The organism is Kitasatospora setae KM-6054 (assembly GCF_000269985.1).
In the GTDB taxonomy this organism is placed as follows: Bacteria; Actinomycetota; Actinomycetes; order Streptomycetales; family Streptomycetaceae; genus Kitasatospora; species Kitasatospora setae.
Genome location: NC_016109.1, coordinates 6,580,233 through 6,596,920 on the forward strand (window position 1 = coordinate 6,580,233; position 16,688 = coordinate 6,596,920).

A 16,688-nucleotide genomic window follows, 5' to 3' on the forward strand; every position below is an offset into this window, starting at 1 on the left:
TCAATTCCCCTGTGTCTGGAGAACGGTGGGATGGAGGAGGGCGTCGGCGGACAGCTGTGGCTGCCGCTGCCGCCGGTCGGCGAGGAACCCGACGAGCTCGCCGACCATGTCGCCGAGCCGGTCGAGGATCGCCGGGACGGGCCGGCCGTCGACGAAGTCCGCCGCCGAGGTCGACACCTGGGTGGGGGCCGACCAGCCGTTCAGCGCCCGGACCACGGTCCGCAGCTGGTCGCAGGCGATGGCCGCGCCGCGCGGGCCGCCGCCGTTGGCCAGCAGGCCGACCGGGCGGCCCTCGAACGCCGAACTGAGCAGCTGGTCCAGGGCGTTCTTCAGCAGGCCGCTGTACGTGCCGTGGTAGACCGGCGTGGCCAGCACCACCGCCGAGGCCCCGGCGAACCGGCGGCGCAGCGCCGCGGTCTGCCCGGACGGGTCCGGGTGGTCGTAGTCGGCCAGGTCCTGGAGGTGGTGGAACTCCAGGGACAGGTCGAGCAGGTCGTAGGGCTCCCGGTGGGCGCGGACCAGCTCGCCGACGGTGTGCAGGGCCAGCCGGCTGCGGGAGTCCTCCGCCGCGCTGCCGAGGACCCCGAGGATCACCGCGCCACCCCCGCCGGCTCGGGCACCGGGACGGTCGCCGCCCCGCCCGCCGTTGCGTCCGCCGCCCCGTCCGCTGTGGCGCCCGCCGTCGCGCCGACCGGTTCGATCCGGATCCGGACGGCCGACTCGGCCAGCGTGACCAGCTCGTCCACCCGGGCCGCCGAGTCGGCGGCGAACACGTGGGTGCTCAGGCCGGTGCCGGAGAAGTCCGAGGCGGGCAGCAGCTCGCCGACCCGGCCCGCCACCGCGCGGTGCACGGCCGCGGCGGCCACCGCCGAGTCGTCGAACTCGGCCAGCCGCCCGTCCGAGGCGTAGTGGACCGTCCAGCCCGCGTAGGCGCCGACCGGGTCGCGGCGCAGCCGCCACGGCGAGTCGCCCGCGTCGATCAGCACCTTGGCGTGCCGCAGGTCGACGCCCCGGGTGGCCCGGAACGCCGGGACGATGCCGCCGCCGCCCGGCCGCGCCGCGACCTCGCACAGGGTCAGGCCGTCCGGCTCGACGAACGCCTCGACGTGCAGCACGCCGGAGCGGATCCGCCACGCCTCGACCACCTGCTCGACCAGCCGCCCGGCGGCGGCCCGCAGGACCGGGTCGTCCGGGGCGAGGCTGGACAGCGGCAGGCCCCGGGTGAACGCGAGGGTGTCGCGCCGGTACACCGAGACGTCCCAGAGCAGGCTGCCGTCGTGCACCACCGCGTCCAGGTGGCACATCGGGGCGTCGACGAACGCCTCCGCCAACTGCTGCCCCGGGGTGAACCGTTCGCGCAGCCAGCGGTCCAGGGCGGCCTCGTCCCGGCAGACCGCGACGCCCTGCGAACCGGACAGCTCGCGCGGCTTCAGCACCACCGCGCCGTACCGGGCCAGCAGCTCCCGGGCCAGGGCCGGCTCGTGCAGCACCCCGCCCGGGGCGTGCCGGATGCCCGCCGCCCGGGCCACCCGCTTCATCAGCGCCTTGTCGCGGACGCTGCGGGTGAAGTCCCGGTCGTCGCCCGCCGCGCCGTAGCGGGAGCGCAGCTCGGCGACCGGGCCGAGCAGCCGCTCGGAGCCCGCCGAGACCCGGTCCACCGGGTGCACGGCGTGGATCGCGTCGGCCGCCGAGTCCAGCGCGGACAGGTCGAACGGGTCGGCCTGGTGCGCCAGGTCGACCGGCGCGGCCAGCACCGGCGGCGCGCCGATCACACTGACCCGGTACCGGTCGGCCGGCAGCACCGCCGAACCGTCCTCGTCGGTCCAGGCCCGGCCGCCCGAGCGGTCCACCAGCAGCACGTGGGTGCGCGCCAGCGACTCGTGCCGCAGCGCCGTGAACGACTCCACCCGGGCCGCGACCGCCCGGCACGCCGCGGCGTCGGCCCCGGTCACCGCGTAGCGCAGCCAGACGGCGGCGCCGTCCAGCACCCGGCCGGCCGCCGGCGGCGCGTCCACCGAGGCCACCGCCGGCTCGTCGCGCAGCGGGCCCGGCTCGGGCGCCGCCACCACCCGGAACCGCCCGGGCGGCGCGGCCAGCACCCGCACCAGCGCGCTCCCCGGCCGCGGCTCCGGCCAGACCGTGCCCAGCCCGAGCGCCGCCGTCGCGGCCAGTGCCAGCACCGGCCGGGGGAAGACCGCGTCCAGCAGCGCCCGGGCGTCCTGGTCCAGACCGGGCAGGACGCGGTCCGCGCCGTCCGGGTAGCGCACCAGCCCGCGCGCCGGGCCGGTGCGGCGGGCGGCCGCCTCGGCCCGCTCCAGCAGCCCGGCGGGCAGTTCGGCCGCTGCTGGCCCGGCCCGCCACAGCAGCGAGCGCGAGCCGTCCGGCTCCGCCGGGAGCTCCTCGTACACGCCCAGGTGGCGGACCGTCCCGCCGTCCAGGTACGACACCACCCGCAGGCCGGGCGCGGTGCCGGGCGCGCTGGCGGGCGCGGCCTGCGGTTCCGGGGCGCCGGGGAGCGCCGGGCAGCCCTCCAGGAGCTCGGCGAGCCGGGCCGCGCCCGGCGAGCAGCCGAGCACCGCGTCGACCGGGCGGCGCTCGCGCAGCGCGGCCAGGGCGCGGTGCGCGGCGGCCTCGTCCGGGGCGTCCAGCCACTCACCCGCGTAGCGCCGCTCCCAGCGCGCCCGGAGCGGCGCCGCGTCGGCCGCCGGGCCGGTCCACAGCACGCTGAGCCGGCCGGTGGCGCCGCCGAGCGCGGCCAGCACCCGCTCCGGGGCCAGCTCGGCGGAGCCCTCGGCGGCCGGGTCGAGCACCAGCAGCAGGTGCGGGGCGCCGTCGGTCCGGTCGGGGGACGCCTGGTCGGCGGTGTCGGCAGTGGCGTCCCGCTCGATCTCCACCCGGACGGCGGCGGCCGCCCGGTCGGCGGCGGCGCACGCCTCCGCGACGGTGCCGCCGACCGCCAGCACGTGCCCGTACCGGTCGTAGTTGCAGTCCAGCGCGCGCACCCGGTCGCCCGGCGCCACCCCGACCCGCAGCTCGGCCACCTCCGGGGCGGCGGCGGGCAGCGCGACCGCGCGCACCGTCCCCGGGTACGGGCTCCACAGCTGCCGCAGGGCGACCGCGGCCACCGGCTCGTCCACCTCCGGCACCGGCCGGCCGGCCGCCAGCGCGGCCAGGTCGGCGGTGACGCTGCGGCCGAGGGCGAGCTCCAGCTGCCGGGTCACCGCGTGGCCGGCGATCCGGCCGTTGACCTCCAGCAGCTCCGGGCCGGTCGGGGTGACCAGCAGCTCGATGTGCATCGGACTGTTCCGCACCCCCAGCGCCTCCACCACCTCCCGGACGAACTCCCGTGCCGCGCCCCGTTGTTCGAACTCGGCGGGGAAGTGGCCGCCCAGCTCCGCGGTCGTCCCGGGGCGGGACGGCAGCCGCTCGGAGAAGCCGTAGAAGAGGATCCGGCCGTCCTGCACCAGCAGTTCGGCGCTGATGTGCCGGCCGAACCGGAACTCCTCCAGCAGCACCTGATCGGGACCCGGGGCGAACGCGGCGGGCGCGGCCGCCGGGGGCGCGAACGCCGCGCGCAGCGCCCGCTCCACCTGCTCCGGACGCCACGCCACGGTGACGCCCTGCGAGGCCCAGCCCGCGTTCGGCTTCACCACCAGCGGGTAGCCGAGACCGGCCGCTGCGGCCAGCCCCTCGGCGGCCGAACCGGCCGTCCGCCAGCGCAGCGTGCCCAGCCCGGCCGCGTCCAGCCGGGCCCGGACGGCGGCCTTGTCGCGCATCAGCAGCACGGTCTCCAGCGACTCCCCGGGCACGCCCAGGTCACGGGCCAGCGCGGCGGCGGTCGGCATGCAGTGCTCGGTGACGCAGACGACCCCGTCCACCGGGTTCGGGCCGAGCCGGTCACGCACCGACCCGGCCAGGTCGAGGACGTCCCGGGTGGACGGCACCTCGATGATCCGGGCGGCCCGGTGCCGGTTCTCGAAGCCGGGCACCCCGGCGTAGACCCGGAGGTCCTCGACGATCACGCTGACCTCGGCCCCGGCGTCCACCAGGTCGTCCACGAAGCCGAAGCCGCGGGTGAGGGCAACCTCCAGCATGACGATGTGCATGGTCAATCCTTCAGGGAGGGCGGTAGGTCCCGAATCTTCCGCACCCGGACCACGCCGCCCAGCACGGCGCCCACACCACGTCAGGTCCCCTCCCGGCGGCCGGGCGGCGGGAGGGCGGCGGGAGGGCGGCGGCCGCCCGAGGTGACGGACTGGCCGCCGGGCGCTGTCCGCCGCCCCGCCCGCCCGACGACAGTGGGGACCCCGTGGCGCGCCCGCCGGCGCGGCCCGAACAACCCGAGAAAGGTGGGGGACCGCATGTCCACCGAACCCCTGCGCGTGGCCGTCATCATCGCGAGCGTCCGCAAGGGACGCTCCGGCCCGACCATCGCCAACTGGTTCACCGGCGTCGCCGGCCGGCGCGGGAGCCTGGCCGTCGACCTGGTCGACCTCGCCGACTACGACCTCCCCAACAGCCTCACCGACCAGCCCGACCAGGAACTCGCCGCCAAGCTCGCCGACATCGGCGGCCGACTCGACCGGGCCGAAGCCTTCGTCGTCGTCACCCCCGAGTACAACCACTCCTTCCCGGCCTCGCTCAAGGCCCTGATCGACTGGCACACCACCCAGTGGCAGGCCAAGCCGGTCGGCTTCGTCGGCTACGGCGGCCTGGCCGGCGGCCAGCGCGCCATCGAGCACCTCCGGCAGATCTTCGCCGAGTGCCACATGGTCAGCGTCCGCGACGCCGTCGGATTCCACAGCCACTGGGGCCTGTTCGACAACGAGGGCAACCTGATCGACCCCACCCACCACGAATCCGCCGCCAAGTCGCTGCTCGACGGCCTGGAGTGGTGGGGCACCGCGCTGCGGGACAAGAAGGCACAGCAGCCCTACGGCTCCTGACCCTGATGCCGACCACTCGCCGCACGGGCGCCGGCGTGGGTGCGGGGACGGGCACGGGCACGGTTGCCGGCCGGACCACCGCCCGCACCGCAGCCCGCCCCGCCACCGCCCGTCCCGCCGCTGGGCGTTCCCGCTCCGCCGGGCCGCCCGTCGCGGGGCTGGTGGCGGCGCTGGCGCTGGTCGGCACGCTGGTGGTGGGGCAGCTCTACGCGACGATCCCGCTGCTGCCGCGGCTCGGTGCCGCCTGGGGGGTCCCCGGCTCCACCGCGACCTGGGCGACCAGCGCCTTCGCCGCCCCGTACGCGGTCGTCTCGCTGCTCAGCGGGCAACTGGCCCGCCGGTACGGCACGCGGGCGGTGGCGGTGACCGGCGTCGTGGTGCTGGCGCTGGCCACCGCGTGCGTCCCGTTCGGCGGCGGCCTCGCCGCCGGACTCGCGCTGCGGGCCGTGCAGGGCGCGGGCGCGGGCGTCTACGTGCCGATGGCGTACGCCTGCCTGAACGCCCGGGTCGCGCCCGCCCGGCTGCCGTTCGCGCTCACCGTCGTCTCGGCCTGCATGGCCGGCACCGTCGTCACCGGCCAGCTCGAATCCCAGCTGCTCGCCTCGCTGCTGGGCTGGCGCGGGGTGTTCCTGGCCTGGGCGCCGCTGCTGCTGCTCGGCGCCGCCGTCCTGCACCGGACGCTGCCCGCCGACCGCCCCGGACGCTCCGCGGCCGTCCCCGCGGCCCGGCCCGCGATCCGGCCGGTCCGGCTGCTGCCGCTCTACCTGGCCGCGCTGCTCTGCTCCACCGGCATGACCGCCGTCTACACCGGCCTGCAACTGTACGGGCCGCCCGCACTCGTCCGGGACGACCAGGCGATGCTCGCCCTGCGCGCCACCGCCCTGCCCGCCCTGCTCACCGCCGTCCTGCTCGCCCCGCTGCTCGGCCGCGTCCCCGCCCCCCGCCGGGCCACCGCCGGCTTCGCCCTCGCGGCCCTCGGCGCCCTCGGCACCGCCGCGACCGGCCGGCACACCGGCGGGCTCGCCCTCGCCCTCGCCGTCTTCATGCTGGGCGTCGCCACCGTCGGCCCGGCCCTGGTCCAGCACCTCGGCGCCCGCACCACCGGCACCCCGAACGCCCCGACCGCGATGGCCCTCTACGGCTTCACCCTCAACATCGGCGGCGCCCTCGGCGCCCAACTCCCCAAAGCCACCGCCACCACCACCGGCCTCGGCTGCCTCCTCGCCACCCTCCTCACCACCTGCGCGGCCCTCCTCGCCACCCACCGCACCCCACCCTGACCCCCGCCCGCCACCCGGGCCCGGGGGCCCCGGCGGGTGCGGGCGGTGGTGTCCGGCGCTGTCCGGTACCTGCTCTGGCCGTACCGACTGTCAGGTGGTCGCCGTGGTCAGGGGTCAGGCCGCTATGACGGCCCGCAGGTGCCGCAGAGAGGCTTCGGCGCCGTCCCGAACGTCGGGGAGGGTGCTGCCGGCGCGCAGGATCCGCTGGAGCTGGTGCGGCAGCCGGTTCCGGCGGCGCGAGCCAGCAGGATGACGGCTTCGGCGCGGGCGACGGGTGTGTGGCGAGGTCGCGGGTGTGCAGGCCGGACTTGCGCAGTTCGTTGCCGTGGCGGCGCAGGGCGCCCTGTCAGCTCGCCTCGTGCCCCGGCGAATTCGACGCCCGCGGCATCCCCTCACCTCCGCCCACTGCCAGGCCCGTCGCGGCCGGCTCTTGCTCAACGTTCTCCACCAGGTCTTCGCCCGCTGCCGCTGCGCGCACGAGTGGGACGACTTCGACACCGCCATGCGCGCACTCGCCTTCGACGGCCTGCTCTCGGGTATCACGTGGGATTGACAACTGGGAGGCCCCGGGCCGGCCTCGGTGTCACCCCGAGGCCGGCGCGCGTTCGACCGCGTCCGGGCAGATCAGAGTTCGCCGGCGAGGATGCCTGCCTTGGCGGCTTCCCACTCGCGGGCGGTGAAGCACAGCGGCGTGCGGTCGGGGTTCTTGGAGTCGCGGATGGCTCGGCCCCCACCGGGCAGGTCGGTGACCTCAAGGCACTCGCCCTCTCCTCCGCTGGCGGAGGACTTGCGCCAGACGGCGCCGCTGAGGTCGTAGGCGTAGAGGTCGGCCTTCGGTGCGTTCACTTGCGGGTTCCTTCTTCCATGCGTGCGATCAGTGCTAGCGAATCCTCCGGCGGCAGGGCAGCAGCCTGGATCCGTTCGAAGGCCGCAGCGTGGAGCTTCACGCCGTCGGCGTCCTCAACGTAGGACGATCCGAGCAGGTTCTCCAACTGCACGACGTCGGGCAGCGGCCCGGGGAACCCGATCAAGTTGAATCCGCCGATGGTGCCCGGGTGCAGGGTGGCCTCCAGCGGCATGACCTGGATCGTCACGTTGGGCAGTTCGGCCGCGTCGAGCAGTCGCTGCAGTTGCTCGCGCATGATGGCCGGTCGCACCGCGAAACGCTGGTGAAGGACTGCTTCGGGGATGATCGCCCACAGCTCCAGCGGTGGGCGGCCGGTGCGGCTGAGGACAGCCTGCCGGGCCTGTCGGACCTCGGCCAGGGCGGTGACTTCCTCGGGGGTGCGGGTCATCGCGATCGCCGCGATGGTCTCGCGCGCGTAGGCCGCGCTCTGCAGAAGCCCGGGAATCAGTCCTGGTGAGTAGATGCGGATGCTCTCCGCGTCGGTCTCCAGCGAGATGTAGTCCGCGTAGGCCGGTGACAGCACACCGCCGTAGGTCTGCCACCAGCCTCGTTTGCCGGCGTCCTTGGCGAGGCTGTCCAGGGCGGTGGACACCTCGGGGTCGCTGACGCCGTAGACCGTCAGCAGGCCGGCGAGCTCGGCGGGGCGGAGGGACTGGGTGGCGTTCTCGATCTTCGAGAGCTTCGGCCCCTTCCAGCCCATGGTCTCGGCCGCACCGTCGAGCGTCAGCCCGGCCGTGTTGCGCAGACCCCTCAAGGCTTTGCCGAGCTGACGGCGCCGGACGGTGGGAACCAGCGGAGAGTTGGACATGCGCAGAGTGTCGCACTGCCCATACGAGCAAGGCGAGCCCTCTCGTTCGAACGCTCGACCCACTTGGGTAGAAACCTTGCGCCCAACTCAAGAAGGGTCCATGCTCTGAGGGCAGGCGCTAACTGATCGTCAATCGACGTCAGCTGAGCGTTACTTGTTCCGATGCTGCGCGGACGCTAGCCCGCAGATAGGGAGGGGCCGTGGACGCGGCAGCCGACGAACTGTTGCAGAGCGAACCCGGGTTCTACGTCCAGGACGGCGCGGCGGGTGTGATCGTCCACCTGGTCGCCGACCGGGGGAGCCTGGCGAGGATGCGGCGGCTGGCGGTGTTCAGGTTGGGCAAGGCCGGCATCGGCCTCGACCTGGCCCAGGATGCGGAGCTGCTGGTGAGCGAGCTGGTGGGGAACGCGGTGCGGGCGTGCGGGGACGGAGTGCCGCTGGTCGTCGAGGTTGCCACGGGTACGGACGGGGTGAGGGTGAGGGGCCATGACCCGGAGCCGGGTGAACTGCCGCGACGTTGTGGCACCACGGCTGGCGATCGGCAGGCCGAGGGCGGTCGGGGGGCTGCTGCTCGCTTCGGCACTTGCGCCGGGCTGGGAGGTCGCCTTGACGCCGGTCGGTAAGTAGGTCAGGTGTCTGCTGCCCCACCGGCCGCCCCGAGGCCGCTCCGGGTCCGGGGCGCGCCCGGCCGCGTGAACGCCAACTGTCCAACGCGCCAGACGAGGTGGGAGCGGAAGGAGTGACCGAGGACATCATGCCCACCGACCACGTTCGGCGCGGGGTGACCCCGACGGACCCGCAGTCGAACCCCGAAGCCCGCCCCCACTGCGGCGCGTACCTACCCGCACGGCATGGAGCTCTGGCTGGCGTCCTGCTGGGCGCCGGACCGAGTCGGGCCGCCGAAAGCGCCAACTTCCCGACAGAAACAGGTAATCGGATGACTTCCATCGACGACTCGTTGGTCCGCGATCCCGGCGTGCTGCGCTCGGACATGGTCCGTGCGCTGCGCGAGCAGGACGGGATCAGGTCCGAGCCGGTCGCCGCCGCCTTCGCGGCGGTGCCCCGCCACCGGTTCGCACCGGAGGCGCCTCTGGAGCTCGTCTACGATCCGCACCGCACGGTGCCGGTCAAGAAGGACGAGAACGGCCTGGAGCTCAGCGTCATGTCTGCCGCTCATCTGCAGGCCGTGATGCTGGAGCAGGCCGGAGTCGAGCCCGGCATGAAGGTATTGGAGATCGGTTCCGGCGGCGTCAACGCCGCCTATCTCCAGGAACTCGTCGGCAAGGCGGGCGAGGTCACCACCGTCGACATCGACTGCGATGTCATCGACCGGGCCCGACGATGCCTGGACGATGCGGGATACCCCCAGGTGCGGACGGTCCTGGCCGACGGTGAGAGCGGCGTGCCCGACGGCTCTCCGTACGACCTGATCACCGTCACGGCCGCCGCGTGGGACATCCCCCCGTCGTGGATCAGCGGTCTGGCGCCGTCCGGCCGTCTCGTCGTGCCGCTGACAGTCTGTGGCACGACCCGCTCGATCGCCTTCGACCGTGACCGCGGCCCCGAGAGCGACGACGAGGGTCTGGTCAGCCGTTCCTACAGCCTGGCCCGGTTCGTGCCCATGCAGGGAGAAGGGGCGGCGGAAGAACGCCGGGTACTGCTCCGCGAGGGTGTGGCCGTACAGACCGACGACGTGCGGGTACCGCTCGACGCCCAGGCGCTGAACCGCGCGCTCGACGGGCCCAGGCTGGAGTGCTGGTCCGGGGCCGCGTACGACCTGCCCGACGAGTTGGAGCTGTACCTGACGTTCAACCTGTCGAGCCCGGCCCGCCTGCACGCCGCCAACGACGTGGTGGAGCGCGGCCTCGTGGAGGCGTCCGCGCTGTTCGGGGTGCCCGTCCTGGTGAGCGAGGACAGCTTCGCCTACCGCACCCGCCGCGAGAACGCGGACACCGGCGGCTTCGAGAGCGGCGTGGTCGCCCACGGGCCCGGTGCCCAGGCGCTCGCCGACGAGTACGCCACGCTGCTTCGCCGCTGGGCCCGTGACCACCGTCGTCGGGGTGCCGCGACGTTCCGCTACCTGCCGGGCCCCGTGCCCGTTCCCCTGCCCCGGAACGCCGTCCGGCGACGCCACGGCATCGTCACGGCGACCTGGCGCTGAGACTCCCGGGCCCCGACCTGGGGTCCGGGCCGTGCACCATCAACCGATCTGCCCCAAGGAGGCATGCATGACCGTGCAGTTGGAGGGCCCCATCGCGTCCGCGCGGCCGGCCGACGAGCAGTACGACCTGGCCGACTTCGAGCTGGACATCACCATCGTCGAGGGCGGTCCCGCCGCGGACCAGCTCATCCGCCTGACGAACGACGGCTGCAACTCCACGTGCGCCACCGCGTGCGTGAGCTGCCCGTAGCCGGTCGGAGCGCGTTCATCACGGTGCCCGGCCGCGCCCAGCCCATGGGCGCGGCCGGGCACCGCTCGGCAGAGAAGGGGGGCTCATGTACCGCCACATCGACGCGGCACTGGTTCGGGCTGCTGCCTGGAACCTCGACCACCAGACGTCCTGGCCGGACCTCGTCAGCGAGCGAGCAGACCCGGAATCGTGGCGAGCATGGCTGCAACAGGCTTGGCAGAAACAGGACTTCGCAGGTGCCGTTACGGTCGCCAGCCCCGATCTCGCGAGCCGGGTGGAACAGATCCGCACCGGTCGACCGATCCAGAGCGCTGACGTTCGGCGTACGGTGCTCGCGGTTCTGCGCTACCTGCTGCGAGCCCGCACCCGCGCCACTCCGTTCGGCCTGTTCGCCGGTGTCGCCCCCGCGCGCATCGGTGCCACGGCCACGCTGCGCGTGGGCAACGAGCACCATGCCACCTCCAGGACCGACGCGGCGTCCAGCACGGCGCTGATCGATCGGTTCGAGCAGCACCCGGCGCTGCGGACCCACCTGGTGCTGACCGCCTCCACCCTCGCGGTGGAGCGTGACGGACACGTGGTGATCGAGCACCTCCCGAGCGGAACCGCCGAGGTGGGACCGCAACACGTGCACGTGCGCCTGACCGCTCCCGTCCGCGCGGCGCTCCAGGGCGCGCGAGCACCGATCGGGTGGGGTTACCTCGCTGCGCAACTGGCCGACGCCTTCCCGAGCGCACCGGTCATCGTGATCGACAAGCTCATCTCGGGCATGGTCGAGCAGCGGCTCCTGGTCACCAGCCTGCGCCCCGCGATGACGGTCACCGACCCGCTCGCCGCCCTCCACGGCCACCTGTCACATCTCCCGCCCGTCGATGCGGACGAGATACGTCGGACGCCCAGGAACATGGTCGACCTGCGGGTGGACTGGAAGTTGACCGTCCCCGAGGTAGTGGCCACCGAGGCGGCCGCGGCGGCGCGGGCGCTTACCCGGCTGGCTCCCCGAGCTGCCCTGACCGGCTGGGCCGAATGGCACGGCCGGTTCCTGGAGCGGTACGGGCCGCAGGCGACCGTGCCCGTTCTGGAAGCCGTCGACGCGCTCGGATACCCGTCCGGCTTCCTCGGTGCCACCACCGCGCCGACGACCTCCCCGCTGCCCGAGCGCGACGGTCGGCTCATCAGGCTCGCCCACAGCGCAGGCATGCAGCGCCGCCTGGAAGTCGAGCTCGACGACGCCGCGTTGGAGGAACTGGCCGCCACCCACCCCGGCCACCCGGTGCAGCCGAGCACCGAACTGACGGTTCGCATCCACGCAACCAGCCTCCCCGCCCTCCAAGGAGGCGAGTTCACGCTGCACGTCGTCGGTGTGGCGCGTTCGGCCGGTGCCACTGCGGGCCGTTTCCTGGACCTGCTGGGGGACACCGACCGCGACCGCATGACCAAGGCGTACGCCGAGCTGCCGGCAGTGCACCGGGGCGCACTCCTCGCACAGATCAGTTCGCCACCGCTGTCCACTCGCGCCGGGAACGTTGCCCGAGCCCCACAGGCAGCCGATCTGGTCATCTCGCTCGGAGAGCACCACAGCCAGGACACCGGCCTGGTTCCCGTGACGGACCTGGCGGTCACCGCCGATGCCGAACAGCTGCACTTGGTCTCGCTCTCCCGTGACCGCCCCCTGCACACCCTGCTCCTCAACGCCGTGGACCTGGGCCACCACTCCCATCCACTGGCCCGCTTCCTGGCCGAGGCACCCGTCGCGCTGGCCGTCCCCTGCACCGGGTTCCTGTGGGGCATCGCCCCCTCCCATCTGCCGTTCCTACCGGCTCTGCGCTACGGGCGGACGATCCTGTCCCCGGCCCGCTGGCGCCTCGCCCACAACGACCTGCCTACTGCCCAAGCACCATGGCCCGAGTGGGACCAGGCCCTGACCCGGTGGCGCCGTGACGTACGCCTGCCCGAACGGGTCCACCTGACCGAAGCCGACCAGCGCATCGCCTTGGACCTCGCCGAGTCCTCGCACCGGGCTGTGTTGCGCGCACACCTGGCGCGCGACGGCACAGTGCTGCTGCACCCCGCTTCCGAAGCCGAGGACCTGGGTTGGACCGGCGGGCGGGCACACGAGATCGTCATCCCCCTGGTCGCTGACCAGAACAGGGCGCCGGTCCGAACGCGAGGCCGGCCCGTGGGCCGGGAGCACGGGCACCTGCCCGGATGCGACAACCGCGTCCAACTCCACCTGTACGGGCACCGCGAGCGGCAGGACCCGATCCTGACGCGGCACCTGTCGGCCCTGTTGAGCGAACTGGGCTCCTCCCGCTGGTGGTTCGTCCGGTACCGCGATTCCGGCGACCACCTCCGCCTCCGGCTGAACTGCAAGCCCGGGGCGCTCGGCGCCGCTTTCGAGTCCCTCGGAGAGTGGGCCCGGCACCTGCGCCGCCGTGGCCTGATCACCCACGCCAGTGTGGAGACCTACCTCCCGGAGACCGCGCGGTTCGGCGGCCCCACCGCGATCGGGGCGGCCGAGAGGTTCTTCGCCACCGACTCCGCTGCCGTCGTGGCCCAACTCGCCGCCGTCGGCACGGTTGACGCGGGTGCCCTGACCTCCGCGAGCATGGTCGACCTCGCCACCGGCCTGCTCGGCGACAGCGCCGCGGCGATGCGATGGCTCATCGAACACACCCGCACCAGCGCCACTGCCCCCGACCGTGTCGTCTACCGCCAAGCGGTCGACCTGGTGAACAACCCGCCGGCCGTCCTGGGCGGGCGGGTCGCCACCACCTGGTCCGCGCGACGCGAAGCACTGATCGCCTACCGGGGCGCGCTCCTGGCCACGGACACACGCCCCGAGGACCTGCTGCCAGACCTGTTGCACCTCCACCACGCCCGGATGCACGGGCCCGACCTGGACGAGGAGCGGAGACACCTGCACCTGGCCAGGGCAGCCGCCTTGAGCTGGACGGCACGAGCACGGAGGACACCGTGACCACCACAGCCACGGCTGCCACCACCGCGCTGACCGCAGCCGACCGGCTCGCCCGGGCACTGGCCGACCCGAACACCGTATGGCCACTCGGCCACCCCGACGGCGGCCGTTCCTGGCCGCAGTCGCTGGCAGGAGGAGCCGCGGGCATCGCCCTGCTGCACGTCGAGCGCGCCCGCACCGGCTACGGGGACTGGGACACCGCGCACACCTGGCTCCTCGCCGCCCTGGACGGGGACATCAGCGCGGCAGCCAACGCCAACCTGTACTTCGGCGCGCCGGCGCTCGCTTTCGTCACGTCCCTCGCGGCGGCCGCGTCGAGCCGCTACCAGCGCGTCCTGGAACGCCTGGACACCGCGACCGCCACGGTCACCCGCAGCCGCCTGGCCGCCGCCCGCCACCGCATCGACCGCGCCCAGCGGCCCCCCATGGAAGAGTTCGACCTGATCCAGGGCCTGTCCGGACTGGGCGCCTACCACCTGAGCCGCCACCCCGACCACGAGATCACCCGGGAGGTGCTCGCCTACCTCGTCCGCCTGACCGAGCCGATGCCCGACCCGAGCGGGCTGCCGCCCTGGTGGATGGACGTCGGACCGACCGGCGCACCCCACCCCGACTACCCCGGCGGCCACGGCAACTTCGGCACCGCCCACGGCATCGGCTCCGTCCTGTCCATCCTGTCCAGGGCCCTGCTCCACGGCCTGGCCGTGCCCGGCACGGCCGACGCGGTCGAGCGGATCTGCTCCTGGACCGACCGCTGGCGCCAGGACGACGAGACGGGCCCTTGGTGGCCGGGCCAGCTCACCGTCGGACAGACGGTCGGCGGGCACCTCGATCCGGCCCTGCACCCCCGACCGTCCTGGTGCTACGGCGTCAGCGGAACCGCCCGTGCCCAGCAGTTGGCCGGACTCGCACTCGGCGATCCGAAGCGGGTGAACGATGCCGAGAAGGCGATCCTCGCGGCCCTGCGCGACCCGCGGCAACTGGCCGAGCTCCCCGATACCGGCCTGTGCCACGGCACGGCCGGCCTGCTGCATGCCGCATGGCGGATGGCCACCACCACCGGAAACCGCGCGATCGCGACGGAACTGCCCTACCTGGCCGACCGATTGGTCACCGCGCTCGGCCACGACCGTCTCGACCCGGAACTGCTCGATGGAGCCGCCGGGGCGGCGCTCGCCCTGCACACCTTCGGCACGGGGCTCACGCCCGCACCGCGCTGGGACACCTTCCTCGCTCTGGCATGAACCCCGGAGGCCCACGATGCACCAACTCCCCTGGCGCCAAGCCAACATCATGTTCCACGACTGGGAGCAAGCCGAGACCACCGCCTTGGCCCACCTCGTCCCGCTTCTTCGTGCCGCCGAGGCCGAAGGCACCGTCGCCGCGTGGTTCGTCATCCGCAAGAGACCCTGCTGGCGCTTGCGCTACCGGCCTGTCTCCGACGGGCGTGACCCCGTCGCGCAAGGGCTCGACCGGATGACGGCCGCCCGGTACATCACGGGCTGGACGCAGAGCGTCTACGAGCCCGAGGTCCACGCCTTCGGCGGCCCCGAAGCCATGGACAGCGCTCACCGGCTCTTCCACCGCGACAGTCGCGGCCTCACCGACTACCTGGCGGGCCAGGTCGGCACCCACCGCCGCGAGACCTCCCTGCTCCTGTGCAACCTCATGCTGCGATCAGCCGGGCTGGACTGGTACGAGCAGGGCGACGTGTGGGCCCGAGTCGCCGCCCACCGCGCCCAGCCCGCCGGCACCGCAGCAGGCGGCCACGAGCAGCTGCAGGCCGCCGTCCGCCGCCTGCTCTCGGTGGACCCGCACCACGCTCTGCGACCGGACGGCCCGCTCGCCGGTGCCGCCGAGTGGGCCCGCGCCTACGCCGACGCCGGGGAGGAGACGGCCGACCTCCACGCCGCGGGGAAGCTCCACCGCGGCCTGCGCGACGTCCTGGCGCACCACGTGATCTTCGCCTGGAACCGGATCGGCCTGCCGTACGCCGTCCAGGCCGCGCTCACCTTCGCCGCCAAGACCGTCGTCTTCGGCCCGGACCCCGTCACCACGTCCGAGAGGAGTGCGGCCAGCCATGTGGAGACTCCCTGACGCCGCCGCCCGGCGCTTCCCCCTCGTCGCCCGGCCGCGACCGGCTTGCCTCCCCCTGCACCAACGCATCCAGGCGCTGACCCGACTCGCGGACGTCGCGGCCGAGCAGGGCGACCCGAGCATCGCCTCGACCGTCCTCAACCGCGCTGCCCTGATCGCCTCCGACATCGGCGACGACACCGCCGCCGGCGCGATGTGCCACCAGCACGCCGCCGCCTACCTGCACGCCACCCCGCTGCCTGCCGACGCTGCGATCCGCGCCCTCGAACCCCTCGTCAACCTCGCTCGCCTCCAACTCCGCGCCGGCCGGGCAGATCAAGGCCGCCAGTACCTCCTGACGCTGTTCGACGCCGTCGCCAGGGCCGCCCCCACCGACATCGAGGGCATCGCCGTCCCCGCAGACCTCGTCGCAGACACGGCCGACCGCCACACCGTCCGCGCCTGGCTGTGGTCCGTCCTGCTCGCGGACGGCACCCGCGCCTTGACCACCGTCGGCCGTTGGACGGAGGCACTCGCCCACGTCCAGACGCACCACGGCATCGGCCGGCGCATGCTCGACGGCCGCCAGACCGCCGTCCTCGCCGCCGCCACCACCGGCGACCGCCCCGCCGTCCTCGCCCTCCTCCACGACACCGAACCCGGCGACCCGTGGGAGGACGCCGTCACCGCCGCCCTCACCGCCCTGTGCCGCCCCGGCGACCGGCGCGCCGCCGCGCGCGCCGCCGGCCTGTGGACCGTCCTCGAACCGGGCGACGGCCTCGCCGTGTTCACCACCCGCCTCGCGCTCACCGTCCTCGACGCCACCGAACCCGACACACCCGCCGCCCGGAACCTCGCCCGGACCGCCATCATCCGAACGGATGAATCCGGCGACGGCTACGCCCTGCGCGACCTCCTCGCCCACCCCGCCGCCCGCGCCGTCCTGGCCGCCGAGCGAGCCGAAGCCCGCGAACGGGCCCTCGCCGCCTGCGCGCTGGGCAGCGGCACCCTCCCCGCGGACTCCCGGGAGCGGCTGGACGCCGCGGTCGGCGGCGCCGTCCGGGTACTCGAAAACGCACTCGCCGCCCCGGGCGAGCGGCGCCCGCCCGCTCCTCGGGCACCGGATCCGGGCATCCGGCAGGCCCTGAAGCGCTGAGACCTGCCACCGCGCACGGCAGAGCCGGAGCCGCCGTGGACCTGACGGACTGTCCGGTCGGGGCTCGGGCCGGGCGGGGGCGTGGCGGGAGGATCGTTCTCGGCCCCCGGGAGCAGGGAGTGGG

At 74.3% G+C, this 16,688-nt stretch carries 14 protein-coding genes; 10 read left to right on the forward strand and 4 right to left on the reverse strand.

Annotated elements, in window-relative coordinates; translation table 11 throughout:
* Positions 1-594 (reverse strand): NADPH-dependent FMN reductase, encoded by a 594-nt coding sequence (locus tag KSE_RS43035; protein ID WP_014138939.1) that lies wholly within the window; start codon positions 592-594, stop codon positions 1-3.
* On the reverse strand, positions 591-4,106 hold the full coding sequence (locus tag KSE_RS29065) for an ATP-grasp domain-containing protein (RefSeq protein WP_014138940.1): 3,516 nt from the start codon (positions 4,104-4,106) through the stop codon (positions 591-593). Before KSE_RS29065 ends, KSE_RS43035 begins: the two co-directional genes overlap by 4 nt.
* Positions 4,107-4,361: 255 nt before the next feature.
* On the opposite strand from KSE_RS29065, the gene KSE_RS29070 reads away from it, so the two are divergent.
* The 3 genes from KSE_RS29070 (at position 4,362) to KSE_RS45950 (ending at position 6,779) form a co-directional block, all read left to right on the forward strand.
* Complete coding sequence (locus tag KSE_RS29070; RefSeq protein WP_014138941.1) at positions 4,362-4,946, forward strand: NADPH-dependent FMN reductase; 585 nt, start codon at positions 4,362-4,364, stop codon at positions 4,944-4,946.
* 5 nt (positions 4,947-4,951) lie between these two features.
* On the forward strand, positions 4,952-6,226 hold the full coding sequence (locus KSE_RS29075) for an MFS transporter (protein ID WP_051055415.1): 1,275 nt from the start codon (positions 4,952-4,954) through the stop codon (positions 6,224-6,226).
* Positions 6,227-6,656: 430 nt separating this feature from the next.
* Positions 6,657-6,779, forward strand: coding sequence for a hypothetical protein (locus KSE_RS45950; protein ID WP_255519007.1), 123 nt, complete (start codon positions 6,657-6,659; stop codon positions 6,777-6,779).
* Between the two features lie 71 nt (positions 6,780-6,850).
* On the opposite strand, the gene KSE_RS29085 is transcribed toward KSE_RS45950, so the two are convergent.
* Together KSE_RS29085 and KSE_RS29090 are read right to left on the reverse strand one after the other, a co-directional pair.
* Entirely contained in the window at positions 6,851-7,072 is a 222-nt protein-coding gene (locus tag KSE_RS29085) for a DUF397 domain-containing protein (protein ID WP_014138944.1), read from the reverse strand.
* Entirely contained in the window at positions 7,069-7,941 is an 873-nt protein-coding gene (locus tag KSE_RS29090; protein WP_014138945.1) for a helix-turn-helix domain-containing protein, read from the reverse strand. The genes KSE_RS29085 and KSE_RS29090 overlap by 4 nt, the downstream gene beginning before the upstream one ends.
* A 200-nt stretch (positions 7,942-8,141) precedes the next feature.
* On the opposite strand from KSE_RS29090, the gene KSE_RS29095 reads away from it, so the two are divergent.
* From KSE_RS29095 to KSE_RS29125, 7 genes are all read left to right on the forward strand, one after another.
* A complete protein-coding gene (locus KSE_RS29095; RefSeq protein ID WP_014138946.1) occupies positions 8,142-8,564 on the forward strand; it encodes an ATP-binding protein in 423 nt (140 codons plus the stop codon).
* 314 nt (positions 8,565-8,878) lie between these two features.
* A complete protein-coding gene (gene fxlM / locus KSE_RS29100; RefSeq protein WP_014138947.1) occupies positions 8,879-10,102 on the forward strand; it encodes a methyltransferase, FxLD system in 1,224 nt (407 codons plus the stop codon).
* A gap of 67 nt (positions 10,103-10,169) precedes the next feature.
* Entirely contained in the window at positions 10,170-10,352 is a 183-nt protein-coding gene (locus KSE_RS29105) for an FxLD family lanthipeptide (RefSeq protein ID WP_033258224.1), read from the forward strand.
* 85 nt (positions 10,353-10,437) lie between these two features.
* Positions 10,438-13,332 carry a lantibiotic dehydratase gene (locus tag KSE_RS29110; protein ID WP_033258225.1) on the forward strand — a complete coding sequence of 965 codons (2,895 nt, stop codon included), beginning with the start codon at positions 10,438-10,440 and terminating at the stop codon, positions 13,330-13,332.
* Entirely contained in the window at positions 13,329-14,576 is a 1,248-nt protein-coding gene (locus KSE_RS29115) for a lanthionine synthetase C family protein (protein WP_014138950.1), read from the forward strand. The genes KSE_RS29110 and KSE_RS29115 overlap by 4 nt, the downstream gene beginning before the upstream one ends.
* A 16-nt stretch (positions 14,577-14,592) precedes the next feature.
* Positions 14,593-15,429 (forward strand): thiopeptide-type bacteriocin biosynthesis protein, encoded by an 837-nt coding sequence (locus KSE_RS29120; RefSeq protein WP_014138951.1) that lies wholly within the window; start codon positions 14,593-14,595, stop codon positions 15,427-15,429.
* Positions 15,413-16,564 carry a hypothetical protein gene (locus KSE_RS29125; RefSeq protein ID WP_014138952.1) on the forward strand — a complete coding sequence of 384 codons (1,152 nt, stop codon included), beginning with the start codon at positions 15,413-15,415 and terminating at the stop codon, positions 16,562-16,564. Before KSE_RS29120 ends, KSE_RS29125 begins: the two co-directional genes overlap by 17 nt.
* The last annotated feature ends 124 nt before the right edge of the window (positions 16,565-16,688 follow it).